The sequence below is a fragment of the Rhizobium sp. N731 genome, from assembly GCF_001664145.1.
In the GTDB taxonomy this organism is placed as follows: Bacteria; Pseudomonadota; Alphaproteobacteria; order Rhizobiales; family Rhizobiaceae; genus Rhizobium; species Rhizobium esperanzae.
Genome location: NZ_CP013601.1, coordinates 1,156,513 through 1,171,260 on the forward strand (window position 1 = coordinate 1,156,513; position 14,748 = coordinate 1,171,260).

General features: G+C 62.1%; 11 protein-coding genes and 1 pseudogene. 3 read left to right on the forward strand and 9 right to left on the reverse strand.

Features of this window, described 5'->3' with window-relative positions; translation table 11 throughout:
* Window positions 1-241 precede the first annotated feature (241 nt).
* Window positions 242-1,744, reverse strand: coding sequence for a DegQ family serine endoprotease (locus AMK02_RS05745; RefSeq protein WP_064801082.1), 1,503 nt, complete (start codon window positions 1,742-1,744; stop codon window positions 242-244).
* Window positions 1,745-2,197: 453 nt separating this feature from the next.
* Here AMK02_RS05745 and AMK02_RS05750 point away from each other — a divergent pair, with 453 nt between their 5' ends.
* Both AMK02_RS05750 and AMK02_RS05755 read left to right on the forward strand, forming a co-directional pair.
* Window positions 2,198-3,235 carry a LacI family DNA-binding transcriptional regulator gene (locus tag AMK02_RS05750; RefSeq protein ID WP_064801084.1) on the forward strand — a complete coding sequence of 346 codons (1,038 nt, stop codon included), beginning with the start codon at window positions 2,198-2,200 and terminating at the stop codon, window positions 3,233-3,235.
* 74 nt (window positions 3,236-3,309) lie between these two features.
* Complete coding sequence (locus AMK02_RS05755; RefSeq protein WP_064801086.1) at window positions 3,310-4,230, forward strand: LysR family transcriptional regulator; 921 nt, start codon at window positions 3,310-3,312, stop codon at window positions 4,228-4,230.
* Between the two features lie 60 nt (window positions 4,231-4,290).
* Here the strand turns inward: AMK02_RS05755 and AMK02_RS05760 are convergent, their stop codons facing one another.
* Entirely contained in the window at window positions 4,291-5,244 is a 954-nt protein-coding gene (locus AMK02_RS05760; protein ID WP_064806007.1) for an NmrA/HSCARG family protein, read from the reverse strand.
* A 235-nt stretch (window positions 5,245-5,479) separates the two neighbouring features.
* Window positions 5,480-6,451 carry a quinone oxidoreductase family protein gene (locus AMK02_RS05765; protein WP_064801088.1) on the reverse strand — a complete coding sequence of 324 codons (972 nt, stop codon included), beginning with the start codon at window positions 6,449-6,451 and terminating at the stop codon, window positions 5,480-5,482.
* 71 nt (window positions 6,452-6,522) lie between these two features.
* Between AMK02_RS05765 and AMK02_RS05770 the strand changes: the two are divergent.
* Window positions 6,523-7,388: pseudogene (locus AMK02_RS05770) on the forward strand (LysR family transcriptional regulator).
* 30 nt (window positions 7,389-7,418) lie between these two features.
* On the opposite strand, the gene AMK02_RS05775 reads toward AMK02_RS05770, so the two are convergent.
* The 6 genes from AMK02_RS05775 to cysD form a co-directional block, all read right to left on the reverse strand.
* Entirely contained in the window at window positions 7,419-9,716 is a 2,298-nt protein-coding gene (locus AMK02_RS05775) for a PBP1A family penicillin-binding protein (protein ID WP_064801090.1), read from the reverse strand.
* Between the two features lie 134 nt (window positions 9,717-9,850).
* A complete protein-coding gene (locus AMK02_RS05780; RefSeq protein ID WP_064801092.1) occupies window positions 9,851-10,492 on the reverse strand; it encodes a peroxiredoxin-like family protein in 642 nt (213 codons plus the stop codon).
* A gap of 341 nt (window positions 10,493-10,833) precedes the next feature.
* A complete protein-coding gene (locus AMK02_RS05785; RefSeq protein ID WP_064801094.1) occupies window positions 10,834-11,274 on the reverse strand; it encodes a hypothetical protein in 441 nt (146 codons plus the stop codon).
* Between the two features lie 291 nt (window positions 11,275-11,565).
* Window positions 11,566-11,838 carry a hypothetical protein gene (locus AMK02_RS05790; protein WP_064801096.1) on the reverse strand — a complete coding sequence of 91 codons (273 nt, stop codon included), beginning with the start codon at window positions 11,836-11,838 and terminating at the stop codon, window positions 11,566-11,568.
* A gap of 374 nt (window positions 11,839-12,212) precedes the next feature.
* Window positions 12,213-13,709 (reverse strand): sulfate adenylyltransferase subunit CysN, encoded by a 1,497-nt coding sequence (gene cysN, locus AMK02_RS05795; RefSeq protein WP_064801098.1) that lies wholly within the window; start codon window positions 13,707-13,709, stop codon window positions 12,213-12,215.
* A gap of 1 nt (window position 13,710) precedes the next feature.
* Window positions 13,711-14,664 (reverse strand): sulfate adenylyltransferase subunit CysD, encoded by a 954-nt coding sequence (gene cysD, locus AMK02_RS05800; protein WP_011424472.1) that lies wholly within the window; start codon window positions 14,662-14,664, stop codon window positions 13,711-13,713.
* Window positions 14,665-14,748 lie beyond the last annotated feature (84 nt).

Sequence of the window (14,748 nt, forward strand, 5' to 3'; positions counted from 1 at the left end):
TTTATATTGCGACGTCCGGGCGCAGCTCCGTCCCGGAGCCGGACAGCCACAAGGGGACGTCATCCTCGGCCTTGTGCTGCCTTGTGCCGAGGATCTGCGCACGTCCAATCAGGCATTTGATAATTAACGCTTTTACGGCGGAACAATTGCGGTGGTCAGATGCTCGGCACAAGGCCGAGCATGACGGAAGAGATTTTGTCAGCAAAGTGAGCCCGCTTTCGCAAGCTTTTGCTGGATTGCTTCACGCCGCGGCAAAAGGCACGGCGACGAAGGTTTTATTCCCGTCGCGTTCGACGAGCAGCAGCACGGATTTGCGGCCGGCCTTGCCGGCTTCGGCGATTGCGGCCTTGGCGTCGCGGGCATTGTGCACCGGCCGGTCGTTGACCGAGACGATGACGTCGCCCGACTGAATGCCGGCGGCAGCGGCCGATTTGTCCGGATTGACGCTGGCGACCACCGCGCCGCTGACCGAGCGCGGCAGGTTGAGCTGCTGGCGCACATCCGGCGTCAGCTCGGCAAGGCCGATGCCGAGGCTCGGCTGGCCGGAGGCCCGACCCGGCGCTTCCGGGCTTGTCGCTGCGGCCTGCTTCTGGCCGTCCGCATTGGCGCCGACGGTGACGTTGAGATCGATCGCCTTGCCGTCGCGCCAGACGCCGAGCGATTTCTGCGTGCCCGGCGAGAGATCGGCGACGAGACGCGACAGGTCCTTCGGCGTCTTGACGGTCTCGCCGCCGACCGACGTGACGATGTCGCCGGGCTTCAGGCCGGCATGGGCGGCCGGCGTATCGGCGGAGACGGCGGCCACCAGCGCGCCGCCCGTCTTGTCGAGGCCGACGGCATCGGCGACGTCTTTCGTGACCGGCTGGATCTGCACGCCGAGGTAGCCGTGATTGATCGAACCGTCCTTCTCGAGCTTGGCGACGATCTCCTTGGCCTCGTCGGAGGGAATGGCGAAGCCGACACCGACGCTGCCGCCGTTCGGCGAATAGATGGCGGTGTTGATGCCGACGACCTTGCCCTCACGATCGACCAGCGGGCCGCCCGAATTGCCGTGGTTGATCGGCGCATCGATCTGGATGAAATCGTCATATGGCCCGCTGTGCAGGTCGCGGCCGCGCGCCGAAACGATGCCCGCCGTCACCGTGGTGCCGATGCCGAAGGGATTGCCGATCGCCAGGATCTGGTCGCCGAGCTTCAGCTTGTCGGAATCGCCCCAGGCGATGGTCTGCAGCGGCTTGCCCGCCTGGATCTTCAAGACGGCGACATCGGATTTCGGATCGGTGCCAATCAGCTTGGCCGGAAGTTCCGTGCCGTCGTCGAGCGTCACCTTGATGTCGACGGCATTGTCGATGACATGGTTGTTGGTGACGATCACGCCGTCGGGACTGACGATGAAGCCGGAGCCGAGCGCCATCGCATGCTGGGAGCCGCGCTGTTGCGGCGCCGGGCGCGGCAGCGGAATGCCCTGATCCTCGAAGAACTGGCGGAACTGCTCGTCCATCGGCGATTGCTGATCGGCGCTGACATCCGTCGTCTTCATCGTCGTGGTGATGGTGACGACGGCAGGCTTGTCGGCGTCGACGACCGAGGCGAAGGAGCCGCTCGGGGCGAGAACACCGCCCGTGTCCGATGGCGCGGCAAAGGCGCTGGACGAATTGATGGCGTAGGGCAGGCAAGCCGCGCCGGCGATGATGGCGGCCCCGACAAGCGCTGCTGTGCGATGTTTGCTGAGAATATGTGACATGGTGGTGATCCCTTGCGAGAGCGTTGGCTTGTGATGGCGTCGTAGTTCCATGTCTGGGACCCGGCGTCGGATGAGGTGCGCCAATTCCTCCGCTCGCCGGCGCGGATCGTCGGGAGGCGACGATCGGGGAGGGCAAGAAGAATTCGCGCTCGGGATTAATATGATCGCGCCGAACGGCTTTACAAATTAAACATTGATCATGTTTATATTGCCGATTTGTAAGACATTACTGAAGTTTAACCTTCGTCGCCCGGGGTCGGCGCGAGCCGCCGCGCTCTCTGCCAAACTGCCGGTCGTTTCGCCTGATAAAGGCGATCCCGCTCTCTTCGGCAAGTCGGATCTGGAACCCGTTGCGGCCATAAAAGTTAGTAGACTCTAAAATATTTCTTCGTCAGGAAGTAATGACCGGGGAATCAGCCGCAGGCGCGTCTCGCCCACGGTATATGAGGGGCGATGAAGAACTCGGTTGAGCGGGGGCGGAAAGCCAAACGCGGGATGCAGGTGAAGCTGAGCGATGTGGCGAAGAAGGTGGGCGTCAGCCCGATCACCATTTCGCGTGCGTTGCGCAATCCGGAAATCGTCTCGGAGGATCTGCGCGAGGAGATTCTGCGCACGGTCGAGGAGATGGGCTATATTCCCAATCTTGCCGCTCGGGCGCTGGCCGGCCGCCACAACGGCATTATCGGCGTCATCACGCCCGCCCTGCATCAGTACGGTTTTGCCGGCCTGATGATCGGCATCGAGGATCGCTTCCGCGGCACCGAGTTCACTGTGCAATATTCCAGCACGCTGCACCATGCCGAGGGCGAGGCTGGCTTGCTGAAATCCATCCTGACCCAGAAGCCGGCCGGCGTCATCATCGCCGGCGCCGAATCCTATTGCAATCTTCTGCCGCTGATCGAGAACGCCGCCTGTCCCATCGCCCATGTCACCGATCTCAGCCAGGAACCGCAAAGGCTGGTCGTCGGCCTCGATCATTATGCGGCCGGCGCCGAACCCACCCGCTTTCTGTTGTCGAGGGGCTATAGTCGGATCGCCTTCATCGGCCGCGGCGCGGATGTCCGCTCGCGCCGGCGCATCGAGGGGTATGAGGCAGTAATGCGGGAAGCCGGCCTTTTCCAAGAGGATCTCATCATCGGCGGCGATGCGCCGAGCCGTATCGGCCTCGGCAGGGAGTTGTTCTCCCGCCTGCTCGAGCGCGTGCCCGATGTCGATGCCGTTTTTGCCCAGAGCGATGAACTGGCCTTCGGCGTGCTGATCGAATGCAAGGCGCGCGGCATACGCGTGCCGGAGGATGTCGGCATCTGCGGCTTCAACGACCTGGAATTTTCGCCCTTCATCGAGCCGTCGCTGACGACGGTGCACCTACCGCGCTACGACATCGGCCACCGCGTCGCCGACATGCTGCAGCGCGCCATCCACGACGAGCCGGTCGAGCAAGACAGGGTCGACTGCGGCTTTTCGATCGTGGCCCGTGGGTCGACGCGGTGATCTGGCCCGTTCCGGCCTGGCCACAGTCACGATTATTCCGTATATGGAGCGGATGGCGACCACTGTGCTGAAAAATGGATAACGCGGGATTGTCGTTTGACAGGATGCGCACCTTTGTTCGGGTGGCCGAGCGCGGCAACCTGTCGATGGTCGCAAAGGAGCTCGGCTTCGGCCAGTCCACCGTGACGCGGCACCTCAATGAGCTTGAGGAGGCTGTCGGCGTGCCGCTTCTCAGCCGCACCACCCGCCGCGTCACCCTGACGGAGGAAGGCAGTCGCTATTATGCCAACTGCCTGCAGATCCTGCGCCTGGTCGAACAGGCTGCCGAGGAAGCCAGAGATGCCCGTCAGGCGCCGGCGGGCGCTGTCCGGCTTTCCTGTACGGCAGCGCTCGGTGTCATGCATGTCACGCGAATGATCTTTGACTTCCAGGACAGGCATCCCGACATCCGCATCGACCTCAATCTGACGGACGAGCGCATCGACCTGGTTCGCGAAGGCGTTGACGTGGCGCTTCGCCTTGGACCTCTCGCCGACAGCTCGATGAAACTCCACGCGATCGGAGAGAGCCAGCGGCTGCTGGTCGGTGCTCCGGCCTATTTGTCCGCCCGGGGGCGGCCGGAGCGCCCGGCCGATCTGTCACGCTATGAAACCATCGTGATGTCCAACGTGGTTGGCAGCAATCAGCTCCTTCTTTCCTCTCCCGATGGCGCCAGCCTGGTCATCCCGGTCGGCGGCCGGCTGCGTGTCGATCACGGGCTTGCGGCGCGCGAAGCCCTTGCTGCCGGACGCGGCATCGGTCCAACACATCTCTGGCTGGTTCACGATCTGCTGGACGACGGCCGGCTGGAGGTGGTGCTTGGAGACTATCGGCCTTCGCCCGTTCCGCTGAGCTTGCTGATTGTTCCGGAGCGTGCAGCCATTGCCCGCGTTCGGCTCCTCGTCGACTTTCTTGCCGCCGAGATTGCCAAGCTGCCGGGAATCCGGCCGTCGTAAGACTTTGCTTTCAAGCATGTCGTTGCCACGCAGGCGCTGCGGCACTTGTGCGAGACAGCTTCAATCTCCGAAAGACCTCTTGTCGCCGCGCCATCCCGTCGTCCGCAGAAACTGCTCCCAGTTGAGCGTCTGGGGATTGAGCCGCCGGCTCCATTCGAGATCGTGCTCCTTGCCGAAATAGCCATATTCGACCGCATACTCGACCATCCCGAGAAGCTCTCGAACGAAAAATTCGTTGGCGGCAAATTCCGGAAAATAGCGCAGCAGCCCATCTCTGGTGAAAGCATTTCGATACTCGGCCTTGCGGCCGGTGACGCGCCGGAAGGTTTCGACCATCTCCCGCGGAGAAATGATATCGCCGACGATCGGCAGCGTTTTGCCGTTGTAGCGCTCGGGGTTCGAGAAAATCTCGAGGACAACAGGCCCGGTCGCCGTCAGCGGATCGACGAAAGGCGCCCGGAAATCTTCCGGAAGATAAATCGGCAAGAGCAGGGTGTCGCCTTCCATGCGCGGCGCATAATACTCGATAAGGTTTGTATAGAAGAATGCCAGCATGACGAAGGAATGAGAGATCGGCAGGCCGCGAATATGATCTGCAACGCGCGCTTTGTCGGTAAAATGCGGCGCATATTTCGTCCCACCGGTGATCTTGTCCACATTCTCCAGCGTGCTGAAGACAATGTGCCCGACGTCGGCCTCCACGGCCGCATCCGCCAGCTGCCGGCCGAGAGGCGCTTCGGTCGTGTCCGGCGGGGCGATCGGCGGCGTCATCAGAAACGCGCCATCCGCGCCCTTGAATGCCGCAACGAATTCCTTCTGAAGGCCGAGTTCGAGGGGTGCGGCGACGATTTCCGCGCCGAGTTTCTCGAGACGCAAAGCTTCGGGCGAATCCCTTCTTCGAGTGAGAGCGCGGACGCGGAAACGCTGGCTTTCAAGAAGCGTCGCAACGACGCTGCGCCCCTGTTTGCTCGTTGCACCGGTGACCGCGATCAGTGGCTTGTTGTCTGTAGACATGTCTTTCATTCTTTTCCGTCACTTGCCGCCGGCCGGACGGGCCGGCGTCCTTACGAGGTGGCTCGGGCTGGTCCATTGCCGATCGCCCACCTGGCGGCAGTCTACCGAAACACGCTTTGTCGCTGTAGATGGACGGAATGGATAAGATAATGCCATTTTTCGGATAAGTGGGCCGCCGGATCGCCCACCCGGATCAGCCCGTCGAAAGCCGCCGCTCGGATCGGAGCGCAGGCAATCAAGGTATCAGCAGGATACTGCCCGCCGCGCGCCCGGATTCCATCTCGTCGTGCGCCTTGGCAACCTCGGACAAACGGTATTCGGCACCGATTTGCGAAACGATGCCTGTCTCCATCGCCCTGATCGCAGCGACTGCAGCCTCGCGATATTGTTCGACGTCGGCGCACCAGGCCATGATGCTCGGATGGCAGAGCGCCTTGCCCGGGCGAAGTTCCTCGACAGCCACGGGTGGAATGGCGCCGGCCGCCTGACCGATGGTGACAGCCATGCCGAATGGGCGGACAGAGCGTATGCTTTTGAGAAGCGTCTCGCCGCCGATCCCATCATAGGCGACGTCGACGCCGAGCCCGTTCGTCAACCGCTTCACTTCAGCGACGATATCGGCGCCGCGTCCAACGATCAGATGATTGGCTCCACAAGATGCGGCGAGGGCTGCTTTTTCGGAGGAGCCGACCGTCCCGATCACCGTGGCTTGAAGCGATTTGGCCCAGCGAACCAGGATGCTGCCGAGCCCGCCCGCGGCCGCACGGATCAGAACCTGATTTCCTGCACGCACATTATAGGTCTTCTTCAACAGCATGTAGGCGGTCATGCCTTTGAGCAGCGAACTCGCGGCCGTTCTTGCCGAAATGGCATCGGGCAGCTTGATCGCCCTTTCGGCGGCGATGTTGCGTGCGGAGCGATAGGCGCCAACCGGAGGCCCGGCATAGGCAACGCGATCACCTCTCTCGAACATCGAGACGCCGGAGCCGACGTCCTCGACGATGCCAGCCGCCTCGGCGCCAATCACCGCGGGGTAGGACGGCATCGGGTAGATACCTTTTCGGTGATAAACGTCGAGGAAGTTCGTTCCGATCGCCTCATGACGGATTCGGATCTCGCCATCGCCGGGGCCCTCACACTGGTACTGCTCAATATGGAGCTGGGTGCTGTCGCCGGGGGCGTTCAGCCATAGGATCTGGTCAGTCATCGCTCGTGCTCTCCTTATTTCGGACAAATTAAGCGATGGCGAAATGGGTTAAAATTCCCTATTATTGCACAATGATTGGGAGAGATTTCACAAAGCTGGATTGGGACGACCTTCGGCATTTCCTGGCCCTCGCGCAATCGGGAACGTTGCTGAGCGCAGCAAAACAACTCGGCGTCGAACATGCGACCGTCAGTCGGCGCGTTTCGTCGCCGAAGCCAGTCTCGGACGCAGACTCGTCGACCGCCGCGGACGCCGCATCATCTTGACTTCGGACGGAGAGCAGGTCGCCAGGCACGCGGCTCTCGTCGCTGTCCAGACAGCCGCAATCGAGCAGCTTGGTCGCAGCAGCGCCACGCAATTGCGCGGCCATGTCCGGATCAGCGCGCCTCCCGCACTCTCAAGCGTGCTGCTCGCAAAACCGATCGCGACCGTCAGGCGAGACCATCCCGGCGTTGAGATCACGCTTGTCGGAGAAAAGCGCCTCGCCTCGCTGAACAGGCGGGAGGCGGACGTCGCCGTGCGAATGTCGCGTCCGGAGGACGGAGATTACGCTATCGCCAAGCTCGGTGAGACAAGCTTTCATCTCTACGCATCGAAGGCCTATCTCGAAACGGTTCCACCGGCGGACTGGACCTTCATCGGTTACGACGAAACCATGAACGCCTCACCGCAACAATTGCGGCTGGTCGAACTGGCCGCCGGCCGGCCGATCACCGTGAGGTCGTCCGTTCTGGAGTTTCAGGCCGCAACTGCAAGCCTTGGTGCTGGTGTCGTCATGCTTCCCGATTTCGCCGCCCTGGAGTCGAGCGGTCTCCAGCGCATCGAGACCGAACAGCCGTTGACGAGAGAGGTCTGGCTTGTGGTCCATGCCGATATCAAAGACGTCCCCTCCGTCCGTGTCGTCGTCGATGCGCTGAAAAACGCTCTGGGCAGGTAGTCCCCGCGGTTGGATATCTGCCGAACCCGATCACTTTTCGCAAAGCCGTCGGCCGCCGGAATAGGGCTGATAGGTACAATCGGACGGGCGGAAGGATCGGTAACTGCGCGAGCAGGCGCTGATGTTGCAGGACTGCGGTGCGCCTTGGCCATCGTCGACTATTTCGGTCGATCGCACGCCGTTCAGGCTTGGTGCGGTCGTCGCCTCGCGGATGAAGTCGCGCCAGATATGGGCCGGCAGGGCGCCGCCCGTCACTCCCTTCATCGGCGCGTCATCATCATTGCCGACCCAGACGCCGACGACGAGGTTGTCCGTGAAGCCGACGAACCAGGCATCACGATTGTTCTGGCTGGTGCCGGTCTTGCCGGCCGCAAAGGTGCCGGGATCTGCTCCACGTCCGGTGCCGCGCTCGACCACCAGTTGCAGGAGCCCGAGGAGATCGGACTGGTAAGGCGAAAGATCGACACTCGGCTTGGATTGCGCGCCAACGCGAAAGGCCTGGGGCTGCCCTGCCGCCTGGAAATCGATGATGCCCCAGGGCTTGACGGGGGCCTTGCCGACTTGGACGGACGCATAGGCGCTGGTGAGATTGAGCAGATTGACCTCGGAGGTACCGAGCGCCAAAGACGGCGTGTCGGCCAGTGGCGCATCGATGCCGAGTTCGCGCGCTGCGGCAATCACATTGTCCAGACCGACCTCTTGGGCAAGCGCCACCGACGCGGCATTGAGCGATCGCGCAAATGCCTCAGCGAGCGTAACCCACCCACTATAGTTGCCGCCGGAATTTTCCGGCGACCAGCCGTCGATTTCGATTGGCGCGTCCAGCACCTGGTCGGACAAGGTGAGCCCAGCCTTCAATGCTGCGTAGTAGACGAATAGCTTGAAGGTGGAACCCGGCTGTCGCATCGCAGTGACGGCGCGGTTGAACTGGCTAGCCTTGTAATCGCGCCCGCCAACCATCGCTACGACCGCGCCGTCCGGCGTCATCGCAACCAAAGCGGCCTGCGATGCCCCCACTGTTTTTCCTTCGCCGTCCAGGGACCGTTTCACGACGCGCTCGGCCATCTGTTGTAACTGCGGCACCAGCGTGGTGCGCACCGTCGTCGAACCTGGCGACGAGCCGGCGATTTCGCTCGCCTGCGGCGAAATCCAGTCGGCAAACCAGCTTCCCGAGCGCGGCGTCGGCGTCGTTGGATGCAGCTTGGCAAAGCTCCCCTTGGCCTCCGCCGCCTCCGGCGCGGTGATCTTGCCATTGGCCGTCATCGCGTCGAGAACGACCATGGTGCGCTGCCGGGCGCCTTCGAAATTATCGATGGGGTTCCATTGGCTGGGCGCCCGCAACAACCCCGCCAGCATCGCCGACTCCGGTAGGTTAAGGTCGCCGATATCCTTGTTGAAATAGATGCGCGCGGCCGCAGGCATGCCGGTAGCCCCCGCGCCAAGATAGACGCTGTTGAGATAGCGCGTCAGGATTTCCCGCTTGCCGAGCTTCCATTCCAGCCAGACGGCGATGACAACTTCCTGTATCTTTCGTTTTATCGTTCGATCGCTGTCGAGATATTGCAGCTTAATGAGTTGCTGGGTGATGGTGCTGCCACCCTCCACCACCGAGCCGGCCTCCAGGTTCCGCAGAAACGCCCTGCCGATGCCCCTGGGATCGACGCCGAAATGATCCATGAACCGGCGATCCTCGATCGACAGGACGGCGTCGATCAGATGGGGCGGAAACTGGTCGTAGCGCGCATATGGCCCTTGATAAGGTCCCTGCCTGACCAGAGGCGCGCCGTCGGCAGTTTCCAGCACCACGACCGGCTTTAACGTTCCATCCCGGATTTCGCTCCAGGGCACGTCTTTCAGTGCCCACACCAGCACGCTTCCGACGAGGAGGCAGACAAGAAGGGTCAGCCCGAGAGCGAATTTCCACCAGCCCGCCAGACGCGACCGGCGCTGGCTGCTTTGTGCCGGATTGATACGCCGAACGCGAGTTCCGCCTCCGGCTCTGGCTAGAGCAGTGGTCATCCACCTGGTTGGAGCTGATGTGGCTGCCAGCCGCATCGACCGCCATAGCTTCCGCCTCAAAACCGAAGCGGTCGTCCTGCTCTTCGCCAAGGCAGAACTTGCCTGCAAATCGTGACGTAGCGCCCGGAATAGATTGCTCGCGGCCCGTCTGGTTTGGCCGAAGGATCCGTGGGGCGGTTGCGGGTCGTTGACTTGGGCACTGTCTGGTGAATCCGAGGCAGCCGCTTGCGCCGCCGGATCTGCTGTCTGATTGCGACCCGAGATCGAGCTGCTAACGCTTTCACTTGAGGAATCGGGAGAATTGGGCATCGGTAACCGCTAAAAAGCCAACGCAGCATGACCTATATATCCGCGTGATGCGGAGTGTTCCACCGCAAAAGGCCGCAGCAGTTCCGCAACTCACTGAGCACCACCTGGCGGTGGGCGTCGAGCCAGTTTTTCTCTCAAGGCGCGACCTGGGAAGCTACCGACATCAATTCCTGGGAATTCGGTGCCTTGAATGTCTGGAGCCCAGCCTCCAGCACCTCGGTGAAGCTCCAGCGCACGATTCCCTGCCGGTCTATGAGGAACTGACCGACAAGCTGCCCGTGGTCGGCGGTCATCATCCGCTCATCGGCTTCCGTCATTTGATATCCTTCTTTCTTGTTAAGAAATTCGCCCATTGCCACCACGCTCATGGGCTCGGGCAACTCGCCCGGAAGATCGATCCGTATCGCCATCACCGTGTCGATCCCGACCTCGCGTAAGCCGAAGGCTTGGTGCGAAGCCCGTACCGGGTCCGAAGCAGCAAGAAGATCGGGTATCGGATGGTAACGGAAATAGAGCCGCGCGCGTTCGACCGGGGTGTTTACAACAGCCAGGGATTGGACACCTTTCTCACGCAGCATCGGGTTGAGATATGCCATGGCGGCGACATGGCGCCGGCAGAACGGACAATGCAGGCCCCGAAACAAACCGATCAACAACGGGCTGCGGCCACGAAAATCGTCAAGTGCGATCTTCCCCTCGCGCGAGATTGCATCGAACACAACGTTCGGGACCGGGTCGCCCGGTTGTAGCGGGTGGTCGACATAGGGCGTGGACATGGACACCTCCTCGCTCGGGATCAGTCAAGCAAAGGCGCCACGTGAAGTACTGCGAGGTCGAGATTGAGCGTTGCAGGCCTGACCTCTCGTCTTACCGCACCGCCAGGATCCAATTTAAGAATGTGCTCATATGAGCCCGCGGGCAAGCGGTAAACAGCGAATCGGAATTGAAAAAGTCCGTTTTCTGCAAACACTGTTTTTTTAGCGGCCAATCTGTGAATTATCGCACACTGACCGGCCGCAAGCCTGTCAACGGCAGCGACCCCACCCGATTTCTCTGTAGAGTTTTAGCAACTCTGCGCATCGCGACCCGTTCGGGGCGGCGAACGGTGCGACGGCCCTTACTTTACGGTGATGGCAATACCGCTGAGATCGGCATTGACTTGCAGGCCTACCTGCTTGCCTGAGAGTTCGAGTTGGGCGCCCTTGTCATTGGTCATGACGATCACCTGGGCCCCCTTGCCGACGGCGCCGCCACCGCCCGCCGCACCGTAGACCCCCGTCACATCTCGAGCGCGGCGAATATGGCGAACGGTACCATGAAAATTGGTCTTAGAAGCCCCGAAGGCGAGGCCGCCCGAGATGCCGCCGACAGTGATGGGATAGCGGCGACCATGGAAGGTCAGCGTACCCTCGCCTCCAGAACCACCCACAAAGAAGGCAGCCTTGTAGACTGAGAAGCTGATGGTACCGCTGTCGGCATGCGCGGAGCCGGCAAAGCTGATTCCCGCTGCAGCGATAACCGCAGCCGCGACTGAACGAATTGTGGACGAATTCTTCATGATGCAAGTCTCCTCACAATCGAGGCTTACCCAGCCAGGAGGGCGTGTCAGCGTCATGCCAAAGTCACAGCTGAAACAGTCTCGCCCGTCATTAGTTCCAAGCACGCCGCCAGAATCCGGCCGGGAGACGGCCGCCACGAAACGAGGCTGATCGCAAACATAATTTCGGCGACAGGGCAGCCGATGGCAGCCCGTCATGCACAAGGAAGGCGCAAGAAAGACAATCGCTGCGCCTTCAAAATCGATCTACCTAAGCCTAATAGCAATTCGCCTGAGTGACCGTCGGCCTCCTCAGCGGGGCTTCACGTTGGCGTGCTCGTTGGCGGCATCCGTGTCGGTGGCCGGCGTCTGGGTGTCGTGCCCGGTGAACGGACTTCCCTGGCCGGGCGCCAATGTACCGCTGTGACCGGCATTGTTGGTGGTAAAGGCGTGCGTCGTGGAAGCCGCCGTGCTGCCGGACTTCAATCCATGCTGTTCCGCCTGGAAAAGATGGTCGTCCGCCTGGGCAACGCCGCAGGTGGAAATCAGCAAGAACGCCGCGGTAATCAAGTGATGGATTTTCATCGCAAGAACTCCTTCGTTTTCTGCCCTGGACGACAACACGCTAGCCACCGCCGATATTCGCCAATTCGTCATCACATCCTCGTGAGTCACCGCCTGCAGAACAGGTGTGACTATTTCTGGGAGTCAACTCTGAGAACGGGTCTTGCGATAATCTGGTCTCGCCTAAGTGGCTTGGAAAATGCCGGACAAGGCAATGGGCTTAAGCCCGAGGGCTTTGGCCGCTTCGGGCCGAAAGCGGGTGTGCAACGTCCGAGGATCGGATCGATTTCATCACTGAAGTTTGCGACAGCGCCTTTCGCGAGGAATCCGCCAGCCCTTAGCCAGCGGGTTCGGCTTCGCATAAGGGGCCAATCTTGCTGGCCCCCTATCTCTTATCAGATATCGCTCGCAGCGCTCGACCAGAGGTCGGCCGCTTCGGCTGCCGTCATGCGCCGCACTTCGGCTTCATGGCTGCGGCTGGCGAAGAGTTCGCTCGCCATGATCTGCTCGGCGAGATCGGCCGGCAGCGAGAGGATGACGCGGGCGTCGCCGGTGTGCAGCCCGCCGAGCTCGCTACGCTTGCCGGTCACCATGCCGCCGGCGACCGTGTTGTTGGTCTCCGGATCGATCAGGATGAAGGAGCCGGACTGGCGGTTCTGCTCGTAGGGGTCGAAGATCGCCGCCTCGTCGAAGGAAAGCCGCACCTTGCCGATCGCATTCATGTAGAGCCGCTGGGCGGCGTTCCACGTGCCGGTCTTCAATTCGAGCTGGCTGAGCGGCAGAACCTGGACGCGCTGGCGGCGCGAGCCGCTCTTCAGCCAGTAGCGCTTGCCGGGCTCGATGCCCTCGGGCTGCAGCGCGACGATCTGCGCGTCGAAGGCAAGGCCGACCTGCGGCTGGGCGTCGATCGAGACGATCATGTCGCCGCGTGCCACGTCGACCTGGCGGTCGAGCACCAGCGTGATCGCGTCGCCGGCGACGGCGGCGTTGCGCACGAGATCGAAGGTGACGATCTTGGAGACATTGGCGACCATGCCCGACGGCAGGATCATGACGCTGTCGCCGGGCTTGACCGAGCCGCCGGCGACCGTGCCCTGATAGCCGCGGAAGCTTTCGCCCGGACGCGACACACGCTGGACCGAGAGGCGGAAGCCGACCGTCTGCGACGAGCGCACGGTGGCAAGCTCCAGCGTCTCCACCAGCGTCGGACCGCTGTACCAAGGCATGGCGGTCTGGCCGGAATAGACGACGTTTTCACCCTTCAGCGCCGACATCGGAATAGCGGTGATCTGCTTGACGCCGAGCGACAGCGCGAATTCCCGGAATTCATGGCTGATCTTCTCGAAGCCGGCGCGGTCGTAGCCGGTCAGGTCGATCTTGTTGACGGCAAGCACGAACTGCTTGATCCCGAGCAGCGAAGCGATGGTCGCATGACGGCGCGTCTGTTCCAGAATGCCGAAGCGCGCGTCGACGAGCAGGATGGCGAGATCGGCGGTCGAAGCACCCGTCGCCATGTTGCGAGTATATTGCTCGTGGCCGGGCGTGTCGGCGACGATGAAGGAGCGCTTGTCGGTGGAGAAATAGCGATAGGCGACATCGATGGTGATGCCCTGTTCCCGCTCGGCCTGCAGGCCGTCGAGCAGCAGGGCGAAGTCGGGCAGGCCGAGATCGTTCTGCTTGCCGGTGGAATCGCGCTGCAGCGTGGCGGCCTGATCTTCCTTGACCGCCTTGGTGTCCCAGAGCAGGCGGCCGATCAGCGTCGACTTGCCGTCATCGACGCTGCCGCAGGTGATGAGGCGCAGCGGGCGCGAGTCGCGCTGAGCCTTCTGCGGCTCGGCCGCGGGCAGGCTGACGGCGGTTGCGGCCGAGACGGCGGTGTTGGCTGCGGTCATCTCAGAAATATCCTTCACGCTTCTTCTTTTCCATGGAGCCGGACTGGTCGCGGTCGATGGCGCGGCCCTGGCGTTCGGACACCGTTGCAATTTCGAGTTCGGCGATCACCTCTTCCAGCGTGGTCGCCTGTGAGCGGATGGCGCCGGTCAGCGGGAAGTCACCGAGCGTGCGGAAGCGGATCATGCCTTCCTGGCGCACTTCGCCGGGCAAGAGTTCCAGGCGCGGATCCTCGGCCAGGATCATCATGCCGTCACGCTCCACGAACTTGCGCTTCTTGGCGTAGTAGAGCGGCACGAGCGGAATGTCCTCGGCCTGGATGTAGCGCCAGATATCGACCTCGGTCCAGTTCGACAGCGGGAAGGCGCGCACGCTCTCGCCCTTGCGGATCATGCCATTATAGATGTTCCAGAGTTCCGGACGCTGGTTGCGTGGATCCCAGCGGTGATCGGGCGTGCGGAAGGAATAGATGCGCTCCTTGGCGCGGCTAGCCTCCTCGTCGCGGCGCGCGCCGCCGAAGGCCGCATCGAACTGGCCGGCATCGAGCGCCTGGCGCAGGCTCTCGGTCTTCATGATATCGGTGAAGGCCGCCGATCCATGGGTGAAGGGCGTGATGTTTTCGGCCGCACCGCGCGGATTGATGTGCTCGATCAGGTCGAGGTCGTACTTCCTGGCGGTCTCATCGCGGAAGGCGATCATCTCGCGGAATTTCCAGCCGGTGTTCACATGCAGCAGCGGGAAGGGCACGCGGCCGGGATAGAAGGCCTTGCGCGCCAGGTGCAGTAGCACCGAGGAATCCTTTCCGATCGAATAGAGCATGACGGGACGCTCGAATTCGGCCGCGACCTCGCGGAAAATATGGATGGATTCGTTTTCCAGCGCCTTCAGATGCGGGTCGAGCGGCGCCTTGGCGCTCTGGGGATTGCTGAGTTCCGTATCCGGACGGCTATCGGGCATGTCTTACTCCAGACTGTCGATCTTTGCGGCTGCCCGCAAACAATTCCTTGATGTTGGCTTCCCCAAAGGCTGCAGCGGCCGCCG

Excerpts from the sequence above, each read along its gene's own strand:
- AMK02_RS05775 (WP_064801090.1), bottom strand. The coding sequence starts at position 9,716 with ATGCCCAATTCTCCCGATTCCTCAAGTGAAAGCGTTAGCAGCTCGATC.
- AMK02_RS05755 (WP_064801086.1), top strand. The coding sequence starts at position 3,310 with ATGGATAACGCGGGATTGTCGTTTGACAGGATGCGCACCTTTGTTCGG.
- cysN (WP_064801098.1), bottom strand. The coding sequence starts at position 13,709 with ATGACCGCAGCCAACACCGCCGTCTCGGCCGCAACCGCCGTCAGCCTG.
- AMK02_RS05745 (WP_064801082.1), bottom strand. The coding sequence starts at position 1,744 with ATGTCACATATTCTCAGCAAACATCGCACAGCAGCGCTTGTCGGGGCC.
- AMK02_RS05765 (WP_064801088.1), bottom strand. The coding sequence starts at position 6,451 with ATGACTGACCAGATCCTATGGCTGAACGCCCCCGGCGACAGCACCCAG.
- AMK02_RS05785 (WP_064801094.1), bottom strand. The coding sequence starts at position 11,274 with ATGAAGAATTCGTCCACAATTCGTTCAGTCGCGGCTGCGGTTATCGCT.
- AMK02_RS05790 (WP_064801096.1), bottom strand. The coding sequence starts at position 11,838 with ATGAAAATCCATCACTTGATTACCGCGGCGTTCTTGCTGATTTCCACC.
- cysD (WP_011424472.1), bottom strand. The coding sequence starts at position 14,664 with ATGCCCGATAGCCGTCCGGATACGGAACTCAGCAATCCCCAGAGCGCC.
- AMK02_RS05750 (WP_064801084.1), top strand. The coding sequence starts at position 2,198 with ATGAAGAACTCGGTTGAGCGGGGGCGGAAAGCCAAACGCGGGATGCAG.
- AMK02_RS05760 (WP_064806007.1), bottom strand. The coding sequence starts at position 5,244 with ATGTCTACAGACAACAAGCCACTGATCGCGGTCACCGGTGCAACGAGC.
- AMK02_RS05780 (WP_064801092.1), bottom strand. The coding sequence starts at position 10,492 with ATGTCCACGCCCTATGTCGACCACCCGCTACAACCGGGCGACCCGGTC.